Genomic DNA, 10667 nt, shown 5'->3' with positions numbered 1-10667 from the left:
CATAGTGATTGCCCTCCCTTGGAAGAAGTTGTGTGCAAACTTCATTCTACCATGTGGGGAAAATCACTATGGATTTTTTCTTAGGTGTCCAACTTCATTTTACAATCGACCCTTAAAATAAATTCAAGTTTGTCGGGTAAATAGCAAACCCAGCCGAGCCAGTCAACGGTCAAGATGAACGGCGCATATGCGCAGCCGTTGACAGCCCCGCCCGCCTTTGCTGGTAGGCAATCAAGGGGCGACAGCAAGAAGTGCCACCGCCCCGCACTATTATTCAGAAAGGGGAATTTCCATGACCGACCAGATAGCCTATCAAGAATATATCCAGCGCAGGTACAACGCCTTTTGCAAGACTGTTATCCGCTGTGCCGCCTTGGACAAGATTTTGAAGCTTAAACGGCAATGGGAACGGCAAGTTTCCCTTGACTATCTGATGAACGAGAAGTTTGTCCAGTTTGCCGCGTCGGAGCCGGACGAGGAATACCCATTTACCGTCTGCGGTCAGACCGTCCTGCTCTGCAACGCCGCCCTTGCCGACGCGATCTCTGTTTTGCCGGAGCAGACGCGGGAAGAAATCCTGCGCTATTACTTTCTGCGCCAGCCGCAGCGCGTGATCGGCGCGTGTATTGGCCGGTCACGCAGCACAGCGGGGCGGCATATCCAGCTTGCCTTGCAGCGGCTACGCGAAGAAATGGGGGTGAGCCGGTATGAGTAGACTTCTCCCCTATGAAACAATCCTCAAAGCCCGTGAGGGCGACCCAGAAGCCGTGAACGCTGTCCTGCTCCACTACGCCGGATATATCCGCTATTTCTCAAAAGTGAACGGGCAGGTCAACGCCGAGGTGGAGGACTATGTAAAGCAGCGGTTAATTGACTGTCAATTCAAGTTCCGGCTTGACGAACCACCGGACAAGTCATAAAAACTGAATACCAGCCGCCACCGACGCGGCCAGCGAAAGCAGTAAGTCTTGAAAAAGATTTACTGCTTTTTTTGTTGTCCGGCTCCGCTCCCGGCCATTTTGCCCCCTGCCGGTTGTAGTAGTAAGCGAGGAGGGAATTTTTCTGCCCTGGTGTTTGGCATTTGGAGCATTTACCCGTAGTAGAGGGCAAAGAGAAAGGATTTCTCCAACACCGGGTAGAAACCACTGCGTCCGGTGTCATTTTAGCGAAAGCGGGCAGGAATGCCCTTTACAGGATTAGTAGTAGCAGAAAAAGAGAAACAAACTTTTGTGGTTGCAGTTTTCCAAAAAAGTGGCGGACGGAAGTGAGAGAAAGTTTGCAGTCACGGAGAGCAAGTTTCTACCACGGTGCCAAAATCCGCAATTCTGCAGTTTTGCCCCTCGCGGGAAACTTGTTGGGGAGTGCCTTCCCCAAACCCTGCTCATGCGCCCTTACGGGCGAGAAAGGAGGTCACACCATGCGAAAGAAATACAACACGCCCCACCGCAGCCGCGTTGTGAAAACCCGGCTGTCCGAAGATGAGTATGCCGACTTCACAGCGCGGCTTGCGCCCTATGGTATCAGCCAGTCCGAATTTCTCCGGCAGGCGATACGGCGGGCGACCATACGCCCGGTTGTCCATGTGTCGTCGGTCAATGACGAGTTGCTTTCCGCTGTCGGGAAGCTGACAGCCGAGTACGGCAGGATCGGCGGCAACCTCAATCAGATTGCCCGGTATCTGAACGAATACGGCGTACCCTACAACACCCTTTCCGGCGAGGTACGCGCCGCCATATCCGACCTTGCCGTCCTCAAGTATGAAGTCCTCAAGAAAGTAGGTGACGCGGTTGGCAACACTCAAGCATATCAACTCTAAAAACGCCGACTACGGAGCCGCCGAGCAATATCTTCTCTTTGAGCATGACGAGTTTACCATGAAGCCCGTCCTTGATGAAACCGGCAGGCTTATCCCCCGCGAGGACTACCGGCTGTCCACGCTGAACTGCGACGGGGAGGATTTTGCCGTTGCGTGTATGCGGGCCAATCTCCGCTATCAGAAAAACCAGCGGCGGGAAGATGTGAAAAGCCACCACTACATCATCAGCTTTGACCCGCGGGACGGGCCGGACAACGGCCTGACCGTAGACCGGGCGCAGGCGTTGGGGGAACAATTCTGTAAAGAGCATTTTCCCGGCCACCAGGCCCTTGTCTGCACCCACCCGGACGGGCATAACCACAGCGGCAACATTCATGTGCATATCGTCATAAACAGCCTGCGGATTGAGGAAGTGCCGTTCCTGCCCTACATGGACAGGCCGGCCGATACGAAAGTCGGCTGCAAGCACCGATGTACCGACGCTGCCCTGCGCTACTTCAAATCCGAAGTCATGGAGATGTGCCACCGGGAGGGGCTTTATCAAATCGACCTCTTGAACGGCAGCAAGAACCGCGTCACCGACCGGGAGTATTGGGCGCAGAAAAAGGGACAGGCCGCGCTGGACAAGCAGAACGCCCCCATGATTGCCGATAGTATCACGCCCCGGCAGACCAAGTTTGAAACGAACAAGGAGAAGCTGCGGCAGACCCTACGGAAAGCCCTTGCCACCGCCGCCAGCTTTGACGAGTTTTCCTCTCTGTTGCTGCAGGAGGGTGTGACCGTCAAGGAGAGCCGGGGGCGGCTTTCCTACCTCACGCCGGACAGGACAAAGCCAATTACCGCCCGGAAGCTGGGCGACGATTTTGACCGCGCCGCTGTCTTTGCCGTTTTAGAGCAAAACGCCGCCAGAGCAGCCGAAGCGCCAGCCAGATCCCCCGATCCCCCACGCACCATAAAAGACCGCTTGCAGGTTGCCAGAGCCGAGATAGCCGCCCCGAAACAGGACGGAGTGCAGCGGCTTGTGGACATTGAGCAGAAAATGGCCGAGGGCAAAGGCCGGGGCTATGAACGCTGGGCGAAGATACACAATCTGAAGCAGGCCGCCAAAACGCTGTCCGTCTACCAGCAATACGGCTTTACTTCCCCGGAGCAGTTAGAAGCCGCCGTTGACACCGCCTATCAGAAAATGCGCCAGACCAGCGGCGAACTGAAAGCACTGGAAACGAAGCTGCAAGGGAAAAAGAAGTTGCAGCGGCAGGTGTTGGCCTACGCCCAGACCAAGGCCGCCCGCGACGGGCTGCGGGCACAGAAATCCGAGAAAGCCCGCGCCGCATACCGGCAGGCCCATGAGAGCGATTTTAGCGGCGAATGATGCCTGCCCATTGCCGGATATTTTCAACTTCCTGTCGGGCTTTCCGTTCTTCTGCCAAAAGAGCCTCCAACCGGGTCGCCTTTTGGATGCGTTCCTGTTCGCTTTTCTGAATCAGGACAGCAAAGGTATCGCTATTGATCGTGCCGCTGACCTTATCCTCGTAGAGCTTGGCGGTCATGTGTTCCAGCTCTCCAATACGCCGCCGCAGTCGGCTGATCTCCAGCTTAGAATCCTCCTGTTTGGCTGCGCTTTCGGAAAGTATCTGCTGTTTCAGCTTGTCCAGCACCTCGTTTTCATCCTGTGCTACCGCCTGACTGTGCGCCCTGATTTCCTTCAGCACCAGCGTTTTCAGCGAGATTTCATAAATCCGATGCCAGGAGCAGGCGCTGTGTCCGGTTGTAGCAAAATGGGAGCAGATATAGGAAACATACCGCTTGACTGTCCCGTTTTTCCTGCGCTGGGTCTCACGGGTGGCTACCAGAGGATGCCCGCAATCGGCACAGACCAGCTTGCCGGTGAACAGGGCGGGCAAAGGGGCGGCATGGTTTGCTGCCTGCTGTTTGACTGCCCGGTTCTTTTCCTGAACCGTTTCCCAAAGTTCCCGGTCAATGATTGCTTCGTGTGCATCCTCATGGCAAATCCATTCCATTTCCGGCTTCTGAATCATGGCCTTATCCTTGTAGGAACGGGTGCCGGTGCGGTTCTGTGTGACTATGCCGAGATAAACGGTGTCATTCAGAATGTTTTTCACCGTGGCATAGGTCCAAAGTTTGGAGTATTTGCAGCTACCCTTTTTTCCGTAGTGCAGTTCCCAATGCCAGCGGGGAGAAAGGATGCTTTTCTCGTTCAGCGCCGCCGCAATCTTGCCGTAGGCCATGCCAGAGCAGCGCATCCGATAGATTTCCCGTACTACCGTGGCAGCTTCTTCATCCACCACCAGCCGGTGTTTAGGCCCGGCTCAGCCACAGGGCAACCTCGCTGTTGGTCTTGCCGGTACGAAGCAGTTCGGAAAGCTCTGCTTTTTCCTGCTCGCTAATCAGCCCATGCGACAGCACATCCCACAGATCCTGATCGGCTTTGTCGGGGTCAACCGGCAAGATTTCCGTATAAAAGCCGTTGCGTTTGTCTGCCCGCAAAAGCTGCTCGAACTGTTCCCGGCTCTCGGCACGGTAGATGGGGTAGCTCATGCCGGTGGGAAGCAGCTGCACCGTCTCATCCCGCAGCTCCGTGATCTGGTGGGCGCGGTCATCCAGATAGACAATATCACCCACATGATAGGGCAGGACTGCCGGATCGTAAGAAGTTCGTTCCCGGAGTGTGCCACGAGCCGCAGCGTATTCCTCATCTGAAACCAGAACACGCGAATTATGGGGAGAAGGCTGTTCCGGCTCATCTGCCGGGATGCCCTCTCTGGATATGGCCTCAACATCTGCCATCACGCGCTGGATGAACGGGTCATTGTCCAGTTTTTCCGGGTCTGCCACCTGTCCGTTGACGATCCCTCTTTCCTCCAGGGCTTCCCGGATGGCGATGGGGTCGATGTTGTCGAACCGGTCCTGTTCCGCTTCGGTGTAGAACCGGTCCTCCTTGATAAGCTGGGCAATCCGGCGCTGTACCTTGGGCCAGGGCAGCTCAATCCCTTCTGGGCTTCCGGCGCGGATCACAAATAGGCTCTTGCTGTCGTTGCCGCTGTATTCCTGAGCCAGCCATGCGGCGGTATCTTTTTCTCTTGCATGGTCTTTCATATAGCGGACAACAGCGTGTTTATCTGCTTCAGGTTGAACACGGACGCCCATTGCTGGTAGCCGATGCCCTTGCCCTCGGCTTTCTTGGCCTCAATGTCCACCATGCGCTGGACGCCCTGGGGCTGGCGAAGCTGCTCCCGGATGCTGGGCTTGGCTCCCAGGCTGGGACGGGCGGCGTTGCGTTCCAGAGCGGCACCGACGGCGGCGCGGTCGAAATCGTCCCCCAGCTTCCGGGCGGTGATGGGCTTGGCCCGGTCGGGGGTGAGGTAGGACAACCGGCCCCGGCTCTCCTTGACGGTGATGCCCCGCTGTAACAGCCGCTGGGCAAAGTCCTCGAAGCTGACGGCCAGGTTGAGGACGGCCCGGATCTCCCGGCGCAGCTTCTCCTTGTCCGTTTCAAACTTGGTGGGCGGCTTACCCTGGGCGGCGGCTTCGGTGTCCAGAGCAAGCTGCCCTTTCTTCTGCGCCCAATACTCCCGTTCGGTGACACGGTTTTTGCTCCCGCCCAGCAAGTCGATTTGGTACAGCCCCGCCCCCTGGCACAGCTCCATGACCTCGGCCCGGAAGTGGCGCATGGCTGCGGCGGTGCAGCGGTGCTTGGCTCCGGCCTGGGTGTCGCTGGCTCTGTCCATGTACGGTTTGCGCTCCACCTCGGCCACCCGCAGGGAGTTGATAACGATATGGACATGGATGTTGCCGCTGTGGTTGTGACCGTCCGGGTGGGTGCAGACCAGGGCCTGGTGTCCGGGGAACTGCTCGGCACAGAACCGCTCCCCCAGCGCCTGGGCCTTGTCCATTGTCAGGCCGTGGTCGGGGCCGTCCCTGGGGTCAAAGGACAGGATGTAGTGATGGCTTTTCACGTCCTCCCTCTGCTGGTTTTTTCCATAGCGGAGATTGGCCCGCATACAGGCTACGGCGAAGTCCTCCTCGCCGCAATTCAAAGAAGAAATGCGGTAGTCCTGACGGGGGACAAGCCGCCCGTTCTCGTCCAGGATGGGCTTGCCGGTGAACTCGTCATGCTCAAAGGTGAGGTACTGCTCCGCCACGCCGTAGTCGGCATTTTTAGAGCTTAAATGTTTCAGTGTTGCCAATGGCTTCACCTACCTCTCGAAGCACCTGGAACTTGAGGGCAGCGAGGTCGGACAGCTCCGCCCGAACCTCGGCGGCGAGGGTGTTGTACGGTGCTCCGTACTCGTTCAGATACCGGGCAATCTGATTGAGGTTGCCGCCGATTTTCCCATACTCCCCGGTCAGCCTGCCCACGGCGGCAAGCAGCTCGTCATTGACGGGGGACACGATGATGATGGGCTTGACGGTCGCGCCGGTGATGGCCTGCCGGATAAATTCGGACTGGCTCATGCCGTAGGCGGTCAGGCGCTCCATGAAGTCGGCGTGTTCTTCTTCGGTCACACGGGTCTTGATGATGTGGGTGCGGTGGGGCGTGTTGTAGCGTTTGGACAATAAACTTTTACCTCCTGTTTTGAAATTCCCTTTAGGGTATAGTTCGCCCATTATACACCTTTCAAGTTTTCCATATTCAGTTGTCATGGGCGATGTGTTACGCGATGGAAAAGGGAACATCAGGCTTTGGAAAAACACAATGCACCCAGGTGGTCAAGACCATCTGGGTGCAGAGAATTTTACTGATATTCACTTTTTATATCGCTCATCGTTAAGACTATTATAGAGCGAATGTAAAGTATTGTCAATGCGTTTTGAGGTCTAGTTTTGTCGAATTGGCCCGATGGAACAGTACAGACGCAAAGCGGGTGTACTATTCCGGCGGGTGCGCCGCTCTGCGGCGATTGCGGAAACGGCTTCCGATTTCCGCCTGGTCAGGCGAGAACGCAACAGGCGGGGCTGACGGATTTTTGTGGCGCGGCTGCGCCACAACACCGGCGCGGAGCGCCGGTCAGCAGGGTTTGGGGAAGGCACTCCCCAACAAGTAGCAGACCAGGGGAACAAATGAGCGGAGCGAAATTTGGGCCACGGGTCGATACTTGCTCTCGCTCTCGCTCTCGCTCTCGCTCTCGCTCTCGCTCTCGCTCTCGCTTCTCTTTACATTGACAACACAAAGCCCATTTGCTATAATATCGCGAAGAAGAACAGCCATGTTGTTCTAATTTCAGTATCGGAGGTATTCATATGGCAAACTGCAAAAACAGAAACAAGTCTTTTAACGGCGCTTTGGGCACTTTAGGAGGCCTTTTCTAAAATCACTGTTAGAAAGGGCTGAGAAGTTTGCCCTTCCTGCGCGGCAGTCGGGCTTGTTTCACAAAACAACCCACTGATTCGTAAAGGAGAATGTAACTTCATGTTTGCTAAAAATTCAAAGGCATATTCTGTCTACCTGCTGTTCCGATTTGTCTTTTCCCTGGCGGTTTCTATGTCCACAGTGCTTTCCATCGTGTACCACCTGGAGGTGGTGCAGCTGGATGCTTTCCAGCTTGTCCTGGTAGGGACGGTTCTGGAGACCTCCTGCTTTCTGTTCGAGATACCCACCGGTGTGGTGGCGGATTTGTATAGCCGTCGGCGCTCGGTGCTGATTGGAATGTTCCTCTACGGCCTGGGCTTTCTGATGGAGGGTGCGCTACCGTGGTTCGCGCCGGTTCTGCTGGCCCAGGTTGTCTGGGGTTGCGGTGATACCTTCATCACCGGCGCTCTGGAGGCGTGGATTGCCTCGGAGGAAGAGGACAAACCCATAGACAAGGTGTTCCTGCGGGGCAGTCAAATGGGGCAAATCGGCGGCGTTCTGGGCGTGGTGCTGGGCACACTGCTGGGAAACATAAACCTGCAAATGCCTGTCATCTTGGGGGGCAGTTTGTGCTTGTTGTTGGGGCTGGTGTTGGTTCGCATCATGCCAGAAACCAACTTCTCCCCTGCTATTGAGGAACGGCAGGGCTTGCTTAAAGACTTTGTCTGCCTGTTCAAGCTCAACCTGGGCTTTGTGAAAGGCGCACCTGTGTTGCTGGCGCTCTTAGCAATCACACTATGCGGGGGACTTGCCAGTGAAGGCTTTGACCGGCTCTCCACCGCTCATTTTCTGGATGACACGGTAATACCCGTTATCGGGCCGCTGAACAGCGTCACTTGGTTCGGTGTTATCAGTCTTATCGGCAGCGGCTTAGGTATTCTGGCTTCTCAGTTGCTCATCGCCCGCATGGAGAAAAAAGGGACTGTCAGCCGAACCAGTGTGGTCATGTCCACCAGCGCCGGGTATATCCTGTGCCTGGTTCTCTTCGCGGTGGGGCGGAGCTTTTGGTTCATGTTGTTGGTGTTCCTGCTGGCGGGGCTTATGCGCACCATCAAGGAGCCTGTGCTGGCCGCCTGGATGAACGACCATGTGGATGAGAAAATGCGCGCCACAGTCTTTTCCACCAGCGGACAGCTGGACTCTTTCGGGCAGATCATCGGCGGGCCTATTGTGGGGCTGGTAGCCCAGCAGGTGTCCATACCCTGGGGGCTGGTCTGTACCGCTTTCCTGCTGTTGCCCGCGCTGTTCTTAGTGCCGGTGGCGGGAAAGAAGCGGGATTGATATGGCATAGTTAAGTTTACTGACGAGCGGGAGATTACTTCCGCTCGTCTTCATTTAGTAGCGCAAAATTTGAGGACTCTTTATTTCCTTATTCGGTATAGCGGAGGCGGCTGTCAATTCGACATAATTTTCTTGTGATACTTTACCGTACATGAGCATTCGCGCCGGGGTTGTCATTGCCATAACCTTCCAGCAGGTTGATGACGCCCCAGATGCCGAGACCAGCGCCGAGGGCGATAACGAGAGTCTGCAAAGTGCTGATAGCAGAAGTGAAAAATGCCATAAATGATAGTTAGCCGGAATCATTTGAAAAGGTTGATTAGTCATGGTTCATAGGCATACAAAAGCCGGAACAATCTGCCGCCCGGTTTCCGGGGGCTGATTCCGGCTGTCCTCCTTTTTTCATTATTTTTTGGTGATTGTCCGCTTTGTACGCCAATGGCCCCAAAAGGGCAGTTGCGGCGAATAGATAAAATCACTCCCTTCTCAGCGGAACAGATTTACGCGCCCTCTGCGTCTACTTCGTACACATCGTAGACCTCGTTGGGCTTGAGTTTCAGCCGTGTGGACAGGAACGCCTCGATGTCAAAGGCGTTCTTGGGGTCCGCGTCGGCGGTGTACGGATAATTGGGGTGTTTGGTGATGTCGTACTTGTCCGAGAGGAAAGGCCGCACACCGCGCAGCTGAAGGATGCACTTGCCGCCGTCCATAACGGCCAGTTCATCCTGGCTCATCAGCTCTTTGCCACAATGTCAAGTGATGAATTCAAAAATGGGCAAAAAAATAACCCTTCTCGGTTAAGAGAAGGGTTGGAACGAAACCGTTCAGTTTGTTGTTTAGCTTAAATGAGGGAGCTTACTTGTTTTTGGCACCCGGCTCAAATTCGTCCTTACACCACTTTACGAAGTTTCCGGAATGAAGCAAATATGTGCGTGTGGTATTAGGCTGTAAATATCCACTATTTTGGGCTGTCAGCACCTCTTGCTCGTATTCCCGAAACAGCCTTTCAAGTTCTTTAATAGTAGAAATATCTGTTTTCATAAAAATCCCTTTCTTCACATAAATATTTCGCCAACAAAGTTATAAACGATCCTGACCTCCTGAACTTTCTGACCATCAACCTTCTTGACCTCGCCCACCAGAATACGGCTGATCAGGCGGTTCAGAACCGTTTCATCCAGTTCTTGGATAGTGGCATACTGCCGAATCTCCCGGATAAAGGTACGGACTTCACTTTCCTGAGCGTCAGACTGCTGAAGCATTCGCATCAGTTCCTGCAAACAACGCTGATTTTCTTCCTGTTCCTGCTCCATGGCGGCGGTTAGCTTCATAAACCGCTGCTCAGAGATCACGCCTTTGGCCTTGTCGGTATAAAGGCTCAGGAACATATCGTCAATTTCCCGGTTTCTGGCTTCCAGGTGTTCACGCTCTTTCTGCATCTCGGAAGCATCCGCCATATACCGGCGCTCCATCCGACTGCTCAACCGCTGATAAAAGGCATCTGCATCTTTGAGTGCCATCGCTGCCAGTTCCTGAATGTCTTTCAGGACGAGATTATACAAATCCCTGGCTTCGATTTTATGGCTGGTGCAGGCGTTTTTGCCCAGCCGGTTATAGGTCTGACAGATATAATACGCCTTGTCAATCGGCTCCCGCATCTCGCCGGTAAAGCGGTTTTTGCCAGTTCTGCCGACTTTCTCATACCGCACCTGCATGGATTTCCCACAGGTGGCGCAGTAGATAATACCGTGGAACAGGTTGTAGAAGGGGCAGGCATTGCCTTTCATAATAGGCGGCCTGCGATCCACGATTGCCTGCACCTGTTCCCATTCCTCCGGCGTCACAATCGCCTCATGACAGTCCTCAATGATTTCCCAGTTCTCACGGGGAATGATGTCATAGGTGTTGGAGCGAATCCCTTTCTGGTGTGTCCGGCAAACCAGATGAGCGCCCTTATAAAAGGGGTTACGCAGGATATGGCTGATTCTTGCGCCGCCCCAAGCATAGTAGTTGACATCGCAGGCGGTATTTCCTTTTACTCTTGTGATGGGAACCTTGTCCTCCATCAGCTGCTTGGCAATCCGCATACAGCCCCAGCCATCCAGTGCCAGGTCATAGATTTTGCGAATCACCGGCGCAGTCTCCGGGTCAAGGATCAAATGCCCCCGATCCTCCGGGTCACGCATCAGCCCCAGGGGA

Annotated in this window: 7 protein-coding genes and 6 pseudogenes; 5 read left to right on the top strand and 8 right to left on the bottom strand. The window is 54.9% G+C overall.

The genetic code is table 11. The features are described 5' to 3' along the window. The first annotated feature begins 292 nt into the window (after positions 1-292). The 4 genes and pseudogenes from ACTNBK_RS15680 to ACTNBK_RS15665 all read left to right on the top strand — a co-directional run. Positions 293-715, top strand: a complete 423-nt coding sequence (locus ACTNBK_RS15680; RefSeq protein ID WP_002586616.1) for a sigma-70 family RNA polymerase sigma factor — start codon at positions 293-295, stop codon at positions 713-715. Then, the gene (locus ACTNBK_RS15675; protein ID WP_002586615.1) at positions 708-920 is read left to right on the top strand and encodes a helix-turn-helix domain-containing protein; all 213 of its coding nucleotides are present in this window, start codon (positions 708-710) and stop codon (positions 918-920) included. The genes ACTNBK_RS15680 and ACTNBK_RS15675 overlap by 8 nt, the downstream gene beginning before the upstream one ends. A 497-nt stretch (positions 921-1417) precedes the next feature. After that, the gene (locus ACTNBK_RS15670) at positions 1418-1816 is read left to right on the top strand and encodes a plasmid mobilization protein (protein WP_002596229.1); all 399 of its coding nucleotides are present in this window, start codon (positions 1418-1420) and stop codon (positions 1814-1816) included. Then, a pseudogene (locus ACTNBK_RS15665) lies at positions 1788-3176 on the top strand (relaxase/mobilization nuclease domain-containing protein); the annotation flags it as partial. The gene ACTNBK_RS15670 and the pseudogene ACTNBK_RS15665, both read left to right, overlap by 29 nt. A gap of 1 nt (position 3177) precedes the next feature. On the opposite strand, the pseudogene ACTNBK_RS15660 reads toward ACTNBK_RS15665, so the two are convergent. The 4 genes and pseudogenes from ACTNBK_RS15660 to ACTNBK_RS15645 all read right to left on the bottom strand — a co-directional run. Next, positions 3178-4137 (bottom strand): annotated as a pseudogene (locus ACTNBK_RS15660) (recombinase family protein); the annotation flags it as partial. 1 nt (position 4138) lies between these two features. Beyond that, positions 4139-4954 (bottom strand): annotated as a pseudogene (locus ACTNBK_RS15655) (hypothetical protein); the annotation flags it as partial. Further along, positions 4954-6024 (bottom strand): annotated as a pseudogene (locus ACTNBK_RS15650) (relaxase/mobilization nuclease domain-containing protein); the annotation flags it as partial. The pseudogenes ACTNBK_RS15650 and ACTNBK_RS15655, both read right to left, overlap by 1 nt. Then, on the bottom strand, positions 5996-6394 hold the full coding sequence (locus ACTNBK_RS15645) for a plasmid mobilization protein (RefSeq protein ID WP_177187319.1): 399 nt from the start codon (positions 6392-6394) through the stop codon (positions 5996-5998). The pseudogene ACTNBK_RS15650 and the gene ACTNBK_RS15645, both read right to left, overlap by 29 nt. Positions 6395-7247: 853 nt before the next feature. Between ACTNBK_RS15645 and tet(40) the strand changes: the two genes are divergently transcribed. Then, positions 7248-8468: a tetracycline efflux MFS transporter Tet(40) gene (gene tet(40), locus ACTNBK_RS15640; RefSeq protein WP_002578914.1), complete on the top strand. Its 1221-nt coding sequence runs from the start codon at positions 7248-7250 to the stop codon at positions 8466-8468. Between the two features lie 154 nt (positions 8469-8622). On the opposite strand, the pseudogene ACTNBK_RS15635 reads toward tet(40), so the two are convergent. The 4 genes and pseudogenes from ACTNBK_RS15635 to ACTNBK_RS15620 form a co-directional block, all read right to left on the bottom strand. Next, a pseudogene (locus ACTNBK_RS15635) lies at positions 8623-8751 on the bottom strand (Maff2 family mobile element protein); the annotation flags it as partial. Positions 8752-8968: 217 nt separating this feature from the next. Next, positions 8969-9214 (bottom strand): annotated as a pseudogene (locus tag ACTNBK_RS15630) (VirD4-like conjugal transfer protein, CD1115 family); the annotation flags it as partial. 109 nt (positions 9215-9323) lie between these two features. Then, positions 9324-9509 (bottom strand): hypothetical protein, encoded by a 186-nt coding sequence (locus ACTNBK_RS15625; protein ID WP_320885730.1) that lies wholly within the window; start codon positions 9507-9509, stop codon positions 9324-9326. Positions 9510-9523: 14 nt separating this feature from the next. Beyond that, a partial coding sequence (locus ACTNBK_RS15620; RefSeq protein WP_441147503.1) for a recombinase family protein occupies positions 9524-10667 on the bottom strand: 1144 nt, incomplete at its 5' end.

It is taken from the genome of Intestinimonas sp. HCP28S3_D6 (assembly GCF_052065695.1).
In the GTDB taxonomy this organism is placed as follows: Bacteria; Bacillota; Clostridia; order Oscillospirales; family Oscillospiraceae; genus Intestinimonas.
Note: the sequence above shows the minus strand (reverse complement) of the source record. Positions and strands in the feature narration are given on the sequence as shown.